Annotated in this window: 15 protein-coding genes; 1 reads left to right on the forward strand and 14 read right to left on the reverse strand. The window is 52.2% G+C overall.

From position 1 onward, the window contains the following. Positions 1–2 precede the first annotated feature (2 nt). From mazG to rlmD, 3 genes are all read right to left on the reverse strand, one after another. Entirely contained in the window at positions 3–812 is an 810-nt protein-coding gene (gene mazG, locus L4D79_RS27035) for a nucleoside triphosphate pyrophosphohydrolase (RefSeq protein ID WP_428656379.1), read from the reverse strand. 81 nt (positions 813–893) lie between these two features. Continuing rightward, positions 894–3,119, reverse strand: a complete 2,226-nt coding sequence (gene relA / locus L4D79_RS27040; protein WP_428656381.1) for a GTP diphosphokinase — start codon at positions 3,117–3,119, stop codon at positions 894–896. Positions 3,120–3,151: 32 nt separating this feature from the next. After that, a complete protein-coding gene (gene rlmD, locus L4D79_RS27045) occupies positions 3,152–4,471 on the reverse strand; it encodes a 23S rRNA (uracil(1939)-C(5))-methyltransferase RlmD (RefSeq protein WP_428656384.1) in 1,320 nt (439 codons plus the stop codon). Positions 4,472–4,624: 153 nt separating this feature from the next. Between rlmD and barA the strand changes: the two genes are divergently transcribed. Further along, positions 4,625–7,411 (forward strand): two-component sensor histidine kinase BarA, encoded by a 2,787-nt coding sequence (gene barA, locus L4D79_RS27050; RefSeq protein ID WP_428656386.1) that lies wholly within the window; start codon positions 4,625–4,627, stop codon positions 7,409–7,411. A gap of 218 nt (positions 7,412–7,629) precedes the next feature. Here barA and acpS read toward each other — a convergent pair whose 3' ends face one another. The 11 genes from acpS to rpoE form a co-directional block, all read right to left on the reverse strand. Further along, positions 7,630–8,010: a holo-ACP synthase gene (acpS, locus tag L4D79_RS27055; protein ID WP_428656389.1), complete on the reverse strand. Its 381-nt coding sequence runs from the start codon at positions 8,008–8,010 to the stop codon at positions 7,630–7,632. Continuing rightward, positions 8,010–8,741 carry a pyridoxine 5'-phosphate synthase gene (gene pdxJ / locus L4D79_RS27060; protein ID WP_428656391.1) on the reverse strand — a complete coding sequence of 244 codons (732 nt, stop codon included), beginning with the start codon at positions 8,739–8,741 and terminating at the stop codon, positions 8,010–8,012. The genes acpS and pdxJ overlap by 1 nt, the downstream gene beginning before the upstream one ends. Then, a complete protein-coding gene (recO, locus tag L4D79_RS27065; RefSeq protein ID WP_428656394.1) occupies positions 8,738–9,448 on the reverse strand; it encodes a DNA repair protein RecO in 711 nt (236 codons plus the stop codon). The genes pdxJ and recO overlap by 4 nt, the downstream gene beginning before the upstream one ends. Positions 9,449–9,456: 8 nt before the next feature. Further along, positions 9,457–10,362, reverse strand: coding sequence for a GTPase Era (era, locus tag L4D79_RS27070; RefSeq protein WP_428656396.1), 906 nt, complete (start codon positions 10,360–10,362; stop codon positions 9,457–9,459). Further along, positions 10,359–11,033, reverse strand: a complete 675-nt coding sequence (rnc, locus tag L4D79_RS27075) for a ribonuclease III (protein WP_255041117.1) — start codon at positions 11,031–11,033, stop codon at positions 10,359–10,361. Before rnc ends, era begins: the two co-directional genes overlap by 4 nt. A 10-nt stretch (positions 11,034–11,043) precedes the next feature. Next, positions 11,044–11,943, reverse strand: a complete 900-nt coding sequence (gene lepB / locus L4D79_RS27080) for a signal peptidase I (protein WP_428656399.1) — start codon at positions 11,941–11,943, stop codon at positions 11,044–11,046. Between the two features lie 176 nt (positions 11,944–12,119). After that, on the reverse strand, positions 12,120–13,916 hold the full coding sequence (gene lepA / locus L4D79_RS27085) for a translation elongation factor 4 (RefSeq protein WP_428656401.1): 1,797 nt from the start codon (positions 13,914–13,916) through the stop codon (positions 12,120–12,122). 78 nt (positions 13,917–13,994) lie between these two features. After that, the gene (locus L4D79_RS27090; RefSeq protein WP_428656518.1) at positions 13,995–14,489 is read right to left on the reverse strand and encodes a SoxR reducing system RseC family protein; all 495 of its coding nucleotides are present in this window, start codon (positions 14,487–14,489) and stop codon (positions 13,995–13,997) included. Beyond that, positions 14,489–15,463 carry a sigma-E factor regulatory protein RseB gene (gene rseB, locus L4D79_RS27095; protein WP_428656403.1) on the reverse strand — a complete coding sequence of 325 codons (975 nt, stop codon included), beginning with the start codon at positions 15,461–15,463 and terminating at the stop codon, positions 14,489–14,491. The genes L4D79_RS27090 and rseB overlap by 1 nt, the downstream gene beginning before the upstream one ends. Positions 15,464–15,477: 14 nt before the next feature. Then, the gene (locus L4D79_RS27100; protein WP_428656405.1) at positions 15,478–16,137 is read right to left on the reverse strand and encodes an RseA family anti-sigma factor; all 660 of its coding nucleotides are present in this window, start codon (positions 16,135–16,137) and stop codon (positions 15,478–15,480) included. Between the two features lie 23 nt (positions 16,138–16,160). After that, positions 16,161–16,739: an RNA polymerase sigma factor RpoE gene (rpoE, locus tag L4D79_RS27105; protein ID WP_428656407.1), complete on the reverse strand. Its 579-nt coding sequence runs from the start codon at positions 16,737–16,739 to the stop codon at positions 16,161–16,163. Positions 16,740–16,767 lie beyond the last annotated feature (28 nt).

A 16,767-nucleotide genomic window follows, 5' to 3' on the forward strand; every position in this document is an offset into this window, starting at 1 on the left:
GCTTACTTTGTCTTCAGTTCGTTGCGCTTGACCTCATCCCAGATAGCATCCAGATATTCCAGGGAGCAATCGTCAATACGCATCCCTCTTTCTAGCACAGTTTTCTCCACTTCGCGAAAACGGCGCTCGAATTTCTGGTTGGCTTTCTTCAGAGCCACTTCCGGTTTGACCTGAACATGACGGCTAAAGTTCGCCACGGCGAATAGCAAGTCTCCCATTTCTTCTTCGATTTTAGTCTGATCAGGTGACACTTGGGTGACTTCTTCCATGACTTCGTCTATCTCCTCATGCACCTTGCCGACCACCGGGCCGAGGGTGTCCCAGTCAAAACCATGCTTGGCACAGCGCTTCTGAATTTTATCAGCCCGGATAAGGGAAGGCAGGGCCTGTGGGATGTTAGCCAATACACTGGCATCCTCACCTTTGGCAGAGCGCTCCTTGGCCTTCTCAGCTTCCCAATTGGCATTAATTTCTGCCTCGCAGGTAAACTCAGTATCGGCAAAGACATGGGGATGGCGACGGGTAAGCTTCTCGTTGAGCCCCTTGACCACACCATCAAAATCAAACAGCCCCTGCTCTTTGCCTAGCTGGCAGTAGAAAATCACCTGGAATAACAGATCACCGAGCTCCTCACGCACATCATCCCAACTCTGCTGCTCGATAGCATCAGCCACTTCGTAAGCTTCTTCCAGGGTATGCGGTACAATGGAAGCGAAGGTCTGTTTCAAGTCCCACGGACAGCCCTGCTGTGGGTCGCGCAACGTGGTCATGATGTCAACCAATTGTTCAATGGGCGCTTTGTTCTCGCTCATGCTGTGATTTCCTTTATTTGGCTAAAAAAAAGCGGGTCGCCTTCGCTTCCCGCTTCAAATAGTTATGTTCTGACTGCCATTTTAGTGCAATCGCTTGGCCTCGGCGACGTCTCTCACCTGCTCGATACGCTTGAGTACCCGGCTCAAGACCTCAAGGTCGGTCAATTCGATATCGAAATCCATGATCGACATCTGCTTCTTGTAATCGACCCGGCTCTTCATTCCGGCGACTTTGACTTTTTCATTGGCCAAGGTATTGGTGAGCTCTTTGAGCAGCCCATTGCGTTCCGCTGCCGTCACCCGGACAGTGATATGGTAGTTGCCGACAAAGCCACCGCCCCACACCGTATCGATGATCCGCTCAGGGGCCACATGGCGCAGCTCCTCAAGCTGTTCACAGTCACTGCGGTGGACCGAAATCCCCCGGCCCTGCGTCACGAACCCCTGGATATCATCGCCCGGGATCGGCTGGCAGCAGCGAGCCAGGTGGGTCATCAGATTATCCACCCCTTCCACCACCACCGCATCACGCTGTGGTTTTTTGCTCGTCGCAGGCTTGCTGCTCGCTTCGGTCAGTTTCTCCAGCAACTGCTGGTCTTCTTCCTCAGCCGTCGGCTTGTTGACCAGGGCATTGATGTGGTTGATTACCTGGTTAATTCGCAGATCACCGCTACCGATCCCGGCAAACAACTCATCAGCCGAATTGACATTGAAACGCTTGAGCCCATAGGCCTCGGCATCTTTCATGGTCGCGCCGATTTTCACCAGCTCGATGTCCAATATATCCCGGCCTGCTGCAATGTTCTTGTCCCGATCTTGCTTACGGAACCAAGCATGAACCTTGGAACGGGCACGGCTCGATGTAACAAAACCAAGATTAGGGTTCAGCCAGTCTCGCGACGGATTGGGCTCTTTCTGGGTAATAATTTCGACCTGTTCACCCATTTGCAAGTGATATGTGAAAGGCACAATGCGCCCTTCCACCTTAGCGCCAATACAGCGGTGACCGACCTCTGAGTGAATATGGTAAGCAAAATCCAGCGGGGTCGCATTCAGTGGCAAATCCACCACGTCCCCTTTCGGTGTAAAGGCATAAACACGGTCATCAAACACCTGACTGCGTAGCTCATCGAGCATCTCACCAGAGTCGGACATCTCTTCCTGCCAGGCCAGCAGTTTACGAAGCCAGTTGATTTTTTCATCATAAGACGATTTTGCGCCCCCCGATGAACCTTCTTTGTATTTCCAGTGAGCAGCGACCCCCAGCTCCGATTCTTCATGCATCTGCTTGGTGCGGATCTGGATCTCGATGGTTTTACCTTCCGGTCCCAAGACCACGGTATGGATCGACTGGTAACCATTCGGCTTGGGGTTGGCGACATAGTCGTCAAACTCTTTTGGCAGATGGCGGTACTTGGTGTGTACCACCCCTAACGCGGCATAACAATCTTGCAGCTGGTCGGCAATAATACGGACGGCACGGACATCGAACAGCTCATCGAACGCCAAGCTTTTCTTCTGCATTTTTCGCCAGATACTATAGATGTGCTTCGGTCGACCGTGTACCTCGGCTCTGATCTGTGACGCCTTCATCGAATCGGCCAAATCTGTCACGAAGTGTTCGATATAATATTCACGATCGATTCGGCGCTCAGATAGCTGCTTGGCAATCTGCTTATAGGTATCGGGGTGATTGTAGCGGAAGGCATAATCTTCAATCTCCCACTTGAGCTGACCAATACCCAGTCGGTTAGCCAATGGCGCATAGATATTGGCACATTCCTTTGCCGCAGCCCGACGCACCGCATCCGGCTCGTCCTTAACTTCGCGCAGGTTGCAGATCCGCTCAGCCAGCTTGATCACCACGCAACGGAAGTCATCGACCATCGACAGCAGCATGCGGCGGATATTATCCACCTGCGCTGATTGCTCAGCGCCTTCCGTTGTCGCATTCAGCTGACCGATGGCAGCCATTTGGCTAACCCCAACCACCATCTGCAAAATCGTGCCGTTATAATCTTCTTTTAATTGGTCTGGCTGATAAATCCCAGCCTCAAACAACGGGAATAGCAACGCTGCCACCAGCGTGTCTTTATCCATGCTTAAAGTAACTAGGATTTCCACCATCTCGCGGCCACGCCATAGCAGTAATGGCGCGGACTCTTCCTCTGATGTCAACTCGATACATCGCTGATAAGTCTTGGTCAGATGCTTCGCAACCTTGGCATCCTGTTGCAGACTATCAACCCAAGAAGAAAGCTCAAATGTATCATTTTCCTTTAAATGCGCACCGCGAACTGCGACCATTTTTCTATCCTGTTTACTCTAGTAATGTGAGCCTATTGCTTGATAAACAATGCCATCGACTCCAAATGTCCGGTATGGGGGAACATGTCCATCATACCCAACCGTTCCAACTGATAACCATGCTTCAGTAATTCCTGGCTGTCTCGTGCCAGCGTTGCCGGATTACAGGAGACATACACCACTCGCTCAGGCCCCAGACTCACCACGTGCTGCATCACACCAGCCGCACCGGCCCGGGCAGGGTCGAGCAATACCTTACTGAATTTTTCTTTTGCCCACGATTTAGCCGTGACATCCTCTTCCAAGTTCGCCTGATAAAATTCGGCATTAACCTGTTGATTCTTTTTTGCATTCTCTGATGCACGATGCACCATCTCGTCGATGCCTTCAACACCAACCAGTGCTTTTGCTCGCTTTGCGAGCGGTAAACTGAAATTACCAAGCCCACAGAATAGATCAAGTACCCGGTCATCAGGTCCGACAGCCAGCCAGTCGATTGCCTGAGCCACCATTTTCTGGTTCACCTCACGGTTAACCTGAATGAAGTCCTTCGGCGAGAAAGCAAGCTGCTGGCCATCCAATTCATAATAAGGGACCGGGCCGGAAATTCTATCCAGAGCGTCAGAAGTGGGCGCTAGGTACAACATTAGCTGATGTTGGTCAGCAAACTGACGGAAGGCAGTCATGTCTTTGTCAGAAAATGGCTGTAGATGACGGATCAACACCACCCGGCCGTTATCAGCCTCGACCAGCTCGACATGGCCAAGGTGCTTGCGCCCCTTCAACTGAGATAACAGAGTACGTAAAGCGGGTAAAAGTTCATTCAATGACTGGGCTAATACCGGACAGTGCTCGACATCAACAATTTCCTTGCTCTGCTTTTTGCGAAAACCAATCTTCAGCTCTCCGCCCTTCGGCATGATGCTGAGGCGGGCGCAGCGGCGATATTGCCACTCTTCGCTAGTGATCGGGGCGACCTGCTCAACATGTGCGCCAGTACGGGCAAACTTGCCCATCAGCTCTCCCAACGACTGCTGCTTGGCTGCAACTTGGCCTTGGTGAGATAAGTGCTGCAAGTTACAGCCGCCACATTGATCGTAGATAGGACAAGCCGGAGCCACCCGCTCGCTGCTATCACTCAAGCGGCGGATCACCTTGGCGCGGGCAAATTGCTTTTTGTCATCCGTCAGCTGGATAATTGCCTTTTCCCCTGGCAATAGTCCCTCGACGAACACCGGCTTGCGGTCGAGGTGACCAATACCGGCACCAAGGTGGTCGAGACGGCTGATGGTAAGTTCTTTATGCTTGGTATCGGTTAATTTTCGTTTCTGAGGCTTGAAAAAGCGTGCCATAGTAATTGGATCCACGGAGCAATTGGTCCAAACTGGTGATTTCAACAACAGTTTGAGATGAGTTGATTGTCGAATAGCCTGACTTTCATTAAGCTAGCGGCCATAGATGGGATAATTGTCCCATAGAATCGCATTCTTGTAATTAAGAGAACCATGACCAAATATGGACTTCGTGCCAGGGTATTCACCCTGACATTAGCACCGACGCTGATTATTGGCCTGCTTTTGAGCACATTTTTTACCATGAGCCGATATCGCGATCTTGAACACCAGCTGATCTCAACCGGTGCCAGCATTATCGAGCCTCTGGCGATCTCTACCGAATATGGCATGGCCGACAAGAACCGTGAACCTGTCCGGCGGTTGATCAGCTACGCCCATCGTAAGCATTCGCAAATCGTGCGCAGTATTGCGGTCTTCAATACCGAGAATGAGTTGTTCGTCACCTCGAACTTCCACCGCAACTTCGAGGCCCTGATGTACCCCGATGACCAGCCGATCCCCATGCTGCTGGAAACCCGGCTCAATGAAAACTCGCTGATTCTGCGGGCGCCGATCCTCAAAGAGGGACAGTTTAGTAACTCGTCCATTCCCGGCTATCAGGCCGAAGTCCTCGGCTACATCGCCCTCGAACTCGACTTGAGTGCGCTGCGCCTGCAGCAATACCAAGAGGTGTTCACCGCCTTGATGGTGCTGTTGCTCGGCCTGACGCTATCGTCATTGTTTGCCTACCGGCTAATGAAGGATGTGACCCGTCCTATCTCGCACATGGTCAGCGTGGTTGACCGGATCCGCCGTGGCCACCTTGACGTACGTATCGAAGGCCAGTTGCTGGGTGAGCTGGATACCCTGAAAAACGGGATCAATGCGATGGCGATTTCGCTGTCGGAATACCATATCGAAATGCAGCAGAGTATCGATCAGGCCACCTCGGATCTGCGCGAAACACTTGAACAGCTGGAAATCCAGAACGTCGAATTGGATATCGCCAAGAAGCGGGCGCAGGAGGCTGCACGGGTCAAATCCGAGTTTCTGGCCAATATGTCCCACGAGCTGCGTACCCCGCTTAACGGGGTGATTGGCTTTACCCGCCAGATGCTCAAAACCCGCCTGAGCACCAGCCAGCAGGACTACCTGCAGACGATCGAGAAGTCGGCCAACAACCTGCTGACCATCATCAACGATATCCTCGATTTCTCCAAGCTGGAAGCCGGTAAGCTGCTACTGGAAAATATCCCATTCGACTTCACCGAGTCACTTGATGAAGTGATGAAACTGCTGGCCCCGAGTGCCCACGAAAAAGGGCTCGAGTTGACCCTCAAGGTCGACCACCGTATCCCAAGCGGAATGATTGGCGATCCACTGCGGATCCAGCAGGTACTGACCAACCTGATCGGTAACGCGGTGAAATTTACCGAGCGCGGCAACATCGATGTTTCTGTCGAGCTCAAAACCGATCGCGATGAAAGCCTGGAACTGCAATTTATGGTGCGCGATACCGGGATCGGTATTTCCGAGCGCCAACAGGCGCAGCTGTTCCAAGCCTTCAGCCAGGCAGATGCCAGCATTTCACGCCGCTATGGCGGTACTGGCCTTGGTCTGGTGATCACCCAGAAACTGGTCAGCCAGATGGGCGGTGAAGTCAGCTTAACGTCCCGTTTGCACCAAGGCTCGACCTTCTGGTTCAGCCTACGCCTGAACAAGACCGATCTGCCGGTATCCCAGCCAATCGACACCCATTCGCTGATGAACAAGAAGCTGCTACTGATCGAGCCAAACATGCAGGCAGCCTCGGTGATCCAGCAGCGACTGATCCGTGCCGGTATCCATGTCACGTACCGTTCAAGCATGCCGGACGATGCCGAGCACCACGATTTTACCCTGCTCAACCTGTCACCAGGCGAGCAACCACCACTTGCGACCTTGCTCGATCAGGTCTTCAAGGCCGAGCAGCTCAGTGAGAAAGTGATTGTCAGCCTGCCGACCACCGAACTGGCCCTGTCCGAGCGCCTGATCAATGCCGGGGTCACCTCGTGCCTACCTAAGCCCCTGGGCCACAGGAAATTATTCGAATCCTTGGTCAGTGAGCCCGATCCGTTCAGCGAGCCAGAGCCGCAACCGATCAGCATCGAAGCGCCAAGTATCCAGCCACTGACGGTTATGGCGGTCGATGATAATCCGGCCAACCTCAAATTGATCTCGGCGCTATTGTGCGAGCGGGTCGAAACGGTGATCACTGCCAGCGGGGGCCGCAAAGCGGTTGAATATGCCCACCAGAAAGCGTTTGATCTGATATTCATGGATATCCAAATGCCGGAAATGGACGGGGTCATGGCCTGTCAGGCGATCCACGAAACCAAGCTCAACCATGCCACCCCCGTGATTGCGGTTACCGCCCATGCCATGGCAGGCGAGCGTGAGCGCTTGATTGAGGCTGGGATGGATGATTACCTGACCAAACCCATTGAAGAGCGTATCCTGCAGCAGATCCTAGCCAAGTGGACGACTCCTCATGACAAGCCAGTGATTGATCCTCATGCGTCCGCCTTAGAACAACCAGATGCCGAGGACGGCAGCAGCGAGACCTCCGATCCCGTTAATCCCAATATCAGCTGGGATTGGGGTTTGGCTCTGAAACAAGCTGCCGGCAAGGAAGATTTGGCTAAAGATATGCTACAGATGCTGCTCGACTTCATGCCAGAGGTAGAGATGTTGGTCAACGAAGCGATCGACGGCAAGGATATCGAGCTGTGGCCGCCCATCCACAAGCTCCACGGCAGCTGTGCCTACAGCGGCGTGCCGCGCCTCAAGAGCCTGTGCCACACCATCGAGACCGAACTCAAAGCCGGTGCATCTACCGACGATATCGAGCCGGAACTGTTCGAGCTTATCGACGAGATGAACAATGTGGTCAAGGCATCAAAGGCGTATCGGCATTGAGATCCTAGAGGCGGGATCCTAGTTCCTGGCTAGGTTCTAGGTTCTAGGTTCTAGGTTCTAGGTTCTAGGTTCTAGGTTCTAGGTTCTAGGTTCTTCAGCATTTCTTTCCACAAAAAAAGCGAGTCAACTGACTCGCTTTTTCTTTTCAAGCTGTTAGCTCTTGCTTTGCCTAGGGCCTGCTCTTCCCAGGAACTAGGATCTCGTCCCCAGTTACTGCTTTACGACTCTAGAATCACCGTCGCGACCGCGTACTTCTTCTCGTCGGCGATCGTCAGGTGAACATGGTTCACTCCCATCGCCTCGGCAAGTTCGGCCGCTTTGCCCGATAATGCCAGCAAGGGCTTGCCGCGCTCATCATTGGTCACAGTGAAGTCATGGAAGGTCACTCCGCAGGCAATGCCGGTACCTAGCGCTTTTGAGGCCGCTTCCTTGACCGCAAAGCGTTTTGCAAGATAACGCCCCTGATGCTTGAGCGATTGGTAAATCTCATATTCGCTCGGGGCCAGCAGGCGCTGGGCAAAGGCATCACCGGTGCGGGAAAAGACTTTCTCCACCCGCTCGATATCAGCAATGTCCGTACCCAAGCCGACGATAGCCATTAGCGGCGGGCGCTCAGCATTTCTTCGCGCATATCGGCAACCGCTTTGTCCAAACCGTCGAATACCGCGCGGCCAATAATGGAATGGCCGATGTTCAGCTCGTACAGCTCCGGTAGGGCCGCAATCGGCTTCACGTTATGGTAAGTCAGGCCATGGCCTGCGTTGACCTTGATACCTTGATCATCGGCGTAGCTTGCCGCCGCGGCGATTTTCTTCAGCTCAGCCTGCTGTTCTTCTTCCGTTTCGGCATCGGCATAGTGACCGGTGTGCAGCTCAATGTAAGGCGCGCCACAGGCAACCGCAGCATCAATCTGAGCGCGGTCAGCATCGATAAACAGTGATACCTTGATACCGGCTTCCGTCAACGTCGCTGTCGCCGCTTTGATTTTCTCAAGCTGGCCCGCGACATCCAAGCCGCCTTCGGTGGTCAGCTCTTCACGCTTCTCTGGTACCAGACAAACAAACTCGGGCTTGGTGTCCAGTGCGATCTGGACCATCTCTTCGGTCACGGCCATTTCCAGGTTCATACGGGTCTGGATAGTCTCGCGCAGGATACGAACATCACGGTCAGTAATATGGCGACGGTCCTCGCGCAAGTGGATGGTAATACCGTCTGCTCCCGCACGCTCAGCCACCTCGGCCGCATGCACCGGATCCGGGTAACGGGTGCCACGGGCATTACGTAAAGTTGCAATATGATCAATATTCACGCCGAGTAAGATGTTGTTCATTTTCCGGTACTCCTTCCTCTAGGGATAAACAATTCCCTGCTTTTTAATGGTTTGCCGCCAAGATAAGGCTTTAGGGCGATGCGTGTAAAGCGCTTTGCCGCCCGGAGCTGGTCTGGGGTTTCGAAGCGGCGGGCCGCAATGGCTTTGAGCTGCTCACCGGTAAAGGTCAATTGCCCCATTTTTAGCGAGGCGATAAAGCCCAACTGCTCCCGGTAGTTGTAGGTCATCGTATCATCCACTGGCAAGCTGCTACCCGCGCAGTGGAGAAAGTCGATGCCGTAGCCCAAATGTTGCAGTAACGCGAGCTCGAAACGCCGCAATGCTGGCTCTGGATTCTCCGCCTGTGCCAGCTCACGCAACACATTCAGGTAATCCAGAAACAACACAGGGTAAGGGGTATTCGTCTCCAGTACCCGCGCCAGTAGCTCATTAACGTACATAGCTGAATACAAGATATAGCTGCGCATCGGCAGACCGATGCTGATTGGCTCGGCATGGGTGAGTACAGGCATTGAGCCCTTGCCGGACCATTTCATGAAGAGGGGGGTGAAGGGCTGGAGTGCCCCTTTGAGGTTAGAGCGCTTGCGTCGCGCCCCTTTTGACAGGAGAGTAAGACGGCCCGAGTCCTCGCTGAAGACGTCGAGGATCAGGCTCGTCTCGCTATAAGGACGAGAATGAAGGACAAAACAACGCTGAAGCCCTTCCATTCGCTACCTTATAGATCGTCAATATAGCCTAGGCTACGCAGGGCACGTTCGTCATCTGCCCAGCCGGATTTCACTTTTACCCACAGCTCAAGGTAAACCTTGCGCTCGAACAGATCTTCCATATCAATACGGGCTTCACGGCCGATGACTTTCATCTTCTCACCGTTTTTACCGATCACCATTTTCTTCTGGCCCTTACGTTCAACCAGAATCAAACCATTGATATCAAAACCGTTAGTACGTGGGTTGAAATCAAAACGTTCGATTTCTACCGTTACCGAGTACGGCAGTTCATCACCCAAGAAACGCATAAGTTTCTCACGGATGATTTCAGAGGCCATAAAGCGCTGCGAGCGGTCAGTAACATACTCTTCCGGGAAGTAATATTCGCCTTCAGGAATGTGCTCACGTACGATCTTCTCAACGGCATCTACGTTAGTACCGCTTTTCGCTGAAATAGGCACAACATCAACAAAGTCCATTTTCTTAGACAATGCATCTAGATGCGGGAATAGATCGCCTTTTTCTTTAACGTTATCAACTTTGTTGATCAACAGTACTGTTGGTAACTCACTCTTTTTAAGCTTGTTCAGTACCATCTCATCATCGTCAGTCCACATGGTACCGTCGACCAAGAACAGCACCAGCTCGACATCAGTCAGCGAGCTGCTGGCTGCACGGTTCATCAAACGGTTGATAGTCCGCTTCTCTTCAATGTGCAGACCCGGGGTATCAACGTAAACCGCCTGGTAGCCATCGCGGGTATCTACACCCATGATGCGGTGGCGCGTGGTCTGAGGTTTACGCGACGTAATAGAGAGCTTCTGACCGACAAGACGGTTCAGGAGCGTCGATTTACCCACATTCGGGCGACCGACGATGGCGATAAAGCCACAGTGTTGCTTATCTGTCATGATTCCAACTGCTTAAGCGCAATTTCTGCCGCTGCCTGCTCTGCCTTGCGCCGACTGCCGCCTTTACCGATAACAGGCTTCTCCAAGCCTGCCACTTCACACTGCACCGTAAACTCTTGGTTGTGTGCCTCACCATGTACCTTGGTCACCGTATAGGCAGGTAATGGCTGACGACGTCCCTGCAGGCATTCCTGCAGACGCGTTTTCGGATCTTTCTGGTTGATACCCGGCTTGATCGTTTCAAGACGAGACTGGTACCAGCTCAGCACGATACCGCGGACCTTCTCAATATCGCTATCGAGGTAGATAGCGCCAATGATAGCCTCGACACAGTCGGCCAGGATCGAATCACGGCGGAAGCCACCGCTTTTCAGCTCGCCAGGGCCAAGCAACAAGTGATCGCCAAGATCAAACTCGCGGCCTAACTCAGCCAGTGTCTTGCCGCGAACCAGCGTGGCACGCATGCGGCTCATGTCGCCTTCATCCACTTCCGGGAAGCGGTGGTAGAGATCATCAGCGATCACGAAGCTGAGGATCGAATCGCCCAGAAATTCTAGGCGTTCGTTGTGTGTCCCGTTGGCACTGCGGTGTGTCAGTGCCAGGGTCATCAAATCAATATTGTTAAATTGGTAGCCCAGCTTACGCTGGAGCCTGTTTGCAGGAGTGGTCATTTTTTCCCGATCAGTTTATGCCACCGATGCGGCTAAAGCGCACACCGGTAGGAATCCAAGATGGAAGTGCACTGTCAGCACCTCGTTCAAACTCAAAGCTGATCCAGATCCCGACCGCCTTGCCCACTAGGTTAGCTTCAGGTACGAAGCCCCAGTAACGGCTATCTGCACTGTTGTCGCGGTTGTCGCCCATCACGAAATACTGGCCTTCAGGCACAACCCACTCGCTGATCCCCGGGCGTGGCTGGTAGGCCAACGTGCGGTCGCGTTTCAGTGGATGTACCAGGATCTGATGTTCATGCTCGCCCAACTGCTCGTTGAACTGCACCATACGGGTCATACCCTGGCTAAATTCGCTATCGGTCATCTCTGTCAACGGTACAGGCTTACACTCGCTTGATCCTTTCGTCGCTACACAAATTTGTTTGTGGGCACTGTAACGAACGGTATCGCCCGGTAAGCCAACGACACGCTTGATGTAATCGATGTTCGGCTGAGGCGGGTATTTAAATACCACAATGTCACCACGCTCTGGCTCACCGGTTTCAACCATCTGATGGCGGAAAACCGGGTCTTTCAGACCGTAGGCAAACTTCTCAACCAGAATGAAGTCGCCAACTAACAAGGTCGGCATCATCGAACCGGATGGGATCTGGAACGGCTCATAAATAAATGAGCGAAATACCATAATGAGCGCGATCACCGGAAACATCGAACTGGCAGACTCTACCCAGCTCGGTTGCGGTGCCACGGTCTGTAGAGTTTTAGCATCCACCTGTTCGCCGGCATTGGCTGCCGCCGCTTCAATTTTTAATTGGCGCTTCGGCGCCCAGATAAATTTATCTAGAGCCCAAATGATCCCGGTCACCAATGTTGCCAGTACCAGGATAAGCGAAAAAGTATTTGCCATTATCTTCCCTACTTATATCAAGTACCAAGCCGGCTGCAACGGCTACTTGCCGATTACTGCCCACTCGATATAACAATGCAGCAAGACGAGCCTGCTGCATTGCATCTGTTATCAATGTCTTTGCTTATGGTAGCAAGGTGGACACAAAAGCGTCCAGTGATAACAATAAGTTATGATTATTTGTCTTTACCCACATGCAAAATCGCAAGGAAAGCTTCCTGTGGCAGTTCGACGTTACCGATCTGCTTCATTCGCTTCTTACCTTCTTTCTGCTTCTGTAGGAGCTTTTTCTTACGGCTAATATCACCGCCGTAACACTTAGCGATTACGTTTTTACGCAACTGCTTAACAGTGGCACGAGCAATGATCATGCCGCCAATCGCAGCCTGGATCGCAATGTCGAACATCTGGCGAGGAATGAATTCCTTCATTTTATCAACCAAGTCACGACCGCGACCATTCGCATTGTCTTTGTGAGTAATAATAGCCAGCGCATCAACACGCTCACCATTGATCATCACATCAACACGAACCATGTTGGATGGCTCATAGCGCTGGAAGTTGTAATCTAGCGATGCATAACCGCGAGACGTCGATTTCAGGCGGTCGAAGAAGTCCAATACCACTTCAGACATCGGGATATCGTATGTCAGGGCAACCTGGTTACCGTGGTAAACCATGTCGACCTGCATACCACGCTTCTCAACACACAAGGTGATCACGTTGCCGAGATATTCACTTGGTACCAAGATATTACAGCGTGCAATAGGCTCACCGATCACTTCGATATCGTTAACTGCTGGCAGTTTCGATGGGCTATCCACATAGATCATCGAACCATCAGATTTCTCGACCTCGTAAACAACCGTCGGTGCCGTGGTGATAAGCGCAAGGTTATATTCACGCTCAAGACGCTCTTGAATAATTTCCATGTGCAGCATACCAAGGAAGCCACAACGGAAACCAAAGCCCAATGCTGCCGAGCTTTCTGGTTCATAGAACAAAGAAGCATCGTTAAGGCTTAGCTTGCCAAGCGCATCACGGAAGTTTTCGTAGTCATCAGAAGAAACCGGGAACAGGCCAGCGTATACCTGAGGCTTCACTTTTTGGAAACCTGGAAGCGCGTCTTCACAGCCATTTTTCGCCAATGTCAGGGTATCGCCCACTGGCGCGCCCAAGATATCTTTGATACCACAAACAACCCAGCCTACTTCGCCGGTGTTCAGTTCAGTCGTATCGATTTGTTTTGGTGTGAAGATACCGAGACGGTCAACACCCCAAACCTGGTCGGTACTCATTACCTTGATTTTGTCATTCTTCTTCAGTTTACCGTTTTTAATACGGACCAAAGAAACAACACCAAGATAGTTATCGAACCATGAATCGATGATCAGTGCCTGAAGCGGCGCTTCCGGATCGCCTTCCGGCGCAGGAATTGCTGATACAATGTTTTCAAGAACATCATCAACACCTAGGCCTGTTTTCGCCGAACAGCGAGTCGCTTCCAGGGCATCGATACCAACAATGTCTTCAATTTCTTCTGCAACACGCTCAGGATCGGCCGCTGGCAAGTCAATCTTGTTCAAGATTGGCACTACTTCCAGATCCATTTCCATTGCTGTGTAACAGTTTGCCAGTGTTTGAGCCTCAACCCCCTGGCCAGCATCGACAACCAACAGCGCACCTTCACAGGCCGCCAGAGAGCGAGATACTTCGTATGAGAAGTCCACGTGTCCCGGGGTGTCGATAAAATTCAACTGGTAGGTTTCACCATCTTTAGCCGTATAGTCGAGCGTCACGCTCTGGGCTTTGATAGTGATACCGCGTTCGCGTTCAAGATCCATGGAATCCAGAACCTGCGCAGCCATTTCACGATCGGAAAGGCCGCCACAGACTTGGATTAGACGGTCGGATAAGGTCGACTTACCATGGTCGATATGTGCAATAATCGAAAAGTTACGAATGTGCTTCATGAATTGGCGTGACTAACTCGTGATTAAAAATGAATGGGATCTACAGATCAAGTTGACGGATTCTACCGAATTTCGCCGCTAGCTGCTATCTTTCGATGCGCCATTTATTGCTAACGCTGCCGAAACCGGATTTCCGAGCACCCGGATCAGGTGGGGTTTATAGGCTGAAGTCCCTTCTACCCGCATCGCCAGTCGGCGTGCCAAACCCAATCCAAGGGCTGCACTAACCAGTGCAGTCAAGATCACTCCCAGCTCTCCGCCACCTGCCAATGTCACAAACCACCACTGGCCAAGCGCCGCTCCTAGCACTAAGCATAGCAAAGGCAGCACATAAACTAAGGTTGCCGAGTGAAGCATGCTGCGTTCGGATAAGCCGATCTCAACCACATCACCGACCTTGGCCGGTTTATCGGTCGCAATTTTGAGCTGGTGCTGACGCCCCGGCAATGCCTTGCTGACGATACCGGTGCCGCAACTGTCACGTGAAGCACAGCTGCCGCAGCTGGTTTGTTGCTGGCAACTGACAGTGATCTCGCCGGGTTTGGCAGCGATCACTTCAGCCAGTGAACGCATCACGGGGTTTTGCTCCCGGTCGCGTCAAATACCACCGATTCCGCAACCCGTCGCGCTGTTGCCGGCGGGATATCACCGACCACGGTCACTTCTTTGTCATTGAGCAGATAGCTATGCAGCGTCCGGCGGCCTTGACGCACCAGTTGCTCCCTAACCGTAAAATTATCGGCTGATGAAATGTAAATCGAGAAGCTGAACAAACCATCACTGAACATTTTGCTCTCAACCGGACGCTCGGTCATCATCAACCGGTGGCGATTGCGCGAGATGGATTCAAACCCTTGAGGCAACCAGTTAACCTGCCAATCAAGTTCAGCCTGAGGCTGAGGTGGCAGTTGCACCACGGCCGGCAATTCGACGGTCTTCAGGTTTTTCAGAACGTCTGCGACCTTCGGGTTGATGACATAAGATACCGCACGGTATTGCTCCAGAGGCTCACCGTCACGGTCGAGCAAGTCGGCGCGCATCACCAGCTTGCTGCGGGTATCAATCCACAACAGGTAGGAATAGCGGGCGCCATCTTTAGGGGCAATCCGCACCACATCACAGGCCACACCGGCCTCGCGAGCACGTCCCATCGAAATGAAATCGTAATAGCCTGCCAACTCATTGATATCGGTTTTCATGATTGGCGGCAGTGGGGCCACCATTTTATTGCTATCGATGGTGAACGGATCCAACCCCGGCTCGAAGTAGCTCACTTCATCACCACGTTGAATCACCTCACGCGGTGGACCGCTGAGATAAACCAAGTGAGCAAAGGTCTCGCCATCTTCCAGTGCATGGCGATAGCGCAGAGGTTCGATACTGTTTTTCTTGATTAAGATGTATGACAACTCATAACTGAGTTTTCGGCTCGCCTCGTCCATTTGATGCAACAAAGCCTCGGCAGAAGAAACCGGTTCTTCAGCAGAGGCTTGGTACGGCATCGCGAGGCTGACCAGTGTCAACACACCGACCAGAAGTCTCTTCATTTATCCGCCATCGATTAATTCACGTCGAGCATCGTACGGTCAATTGACCCGTCTTCAGCATTGAGGCGAAGCTGTAATTCATAGTCCTGCAGCATGGCATTGATACGACGACGCTGTTCCATCACCTGCTCCTCACTCGGACCAGCATGACGGCTCGATCGCACTGAATCACGAGTCAAGCTCACAGGCTCAGCCGTTCCCGCAAACGGGATGGTTTCCAGTACCGGTAACTGTGGATCTCCTGCCGACGTGGTGAGTGAACTATCACCACCATTGTATTGCTGGACACCCACAATCACGGCCAAAGACACAGAAGCGGCGACCGCTACCTGCCCGAACTGGGTAAGCCAAGCCGGCATCTTGCGTTTAGCTTGCTGAGGTGTCGGCTGAGATTCCTCTACCCGCGCCTCACGCGCTGTTGCAATCGATACCACAGAGGTAGGCTCTGTCTGTACGGTTCCCGTATGAACAGGTTCATCCTCCAGCGCCAGTGCTACCTTAGCCGCAATGTCCCATTCCTTGTTTTGCGGTGCTTCCCCGCGCATCACATCACCAATCAGGTTGAAGTTCTGCCAGGTCTGCTGACTGTCATCATCGACAGCCAATGCATTAATAATGCTCTGATCCAGCTCTTCGCCATCAAGCAATGACGAGATTTTTTCTTTATCAGCCATCTTTTTCACCGTTTGGCCCAACACTATCGCTGTGTAAGAGGTCGAATACGCTTTTCAACCGCCTCTCGCGCTCGAAATATACGGGAGCGTACTGTACCGACCGGACAACCCATGACCTCTGCAATTTCCTCATAGCTTAAGCCTTCCAGCTCGCGCAAGGTGATCGCAGTTTTGAGATCATCCGGTAATCCTTCAATGGTACTGAAAACTACCCGCCTTAATTCTTCAGACAACATTTGGTTCTCAGGGTTCGAAATTTCTTTCAGTGCACTACCACTTTCATAATATTCCGCATCCTCCGCATCCACATCCGACGCGGGTGGGCGACGCCCCTGAGCCACCAAGTAGTTTTTCGCCGTGTTAACAGCGATTCGATACAGCCATGTATAAAACGCACTTTCACCCCGAAAAGTCGGCAGTGCCCGGTACGCCTTAATAAAAGCTTCCTGAGCGACATCCGGTACATCGCCGGAGTTGCTGACATATCTGGCAACTAAGTTGCAGACTTTATTCTGGTATTTCACTACCAGTAAATTGAATGCCTGCTTGTCTCCACGCTGTACCCGCTCAATTAATACCTGATCAGTTTGCTGCTCGCTCATTCGAGCGTGTACTCCTATATCAAATTCA

Source organism: Photobacterium satsumensis (assembly GCF_050336935.1).
In the GTDB taxonomy this organism is placed as follows: domain Bacteria; phylum Pseudomonadota; class Gammaproteobacteria; order Enterobacterales; family Vibrionaceae; genus Photobacterium; species Photobacterium satsumensis.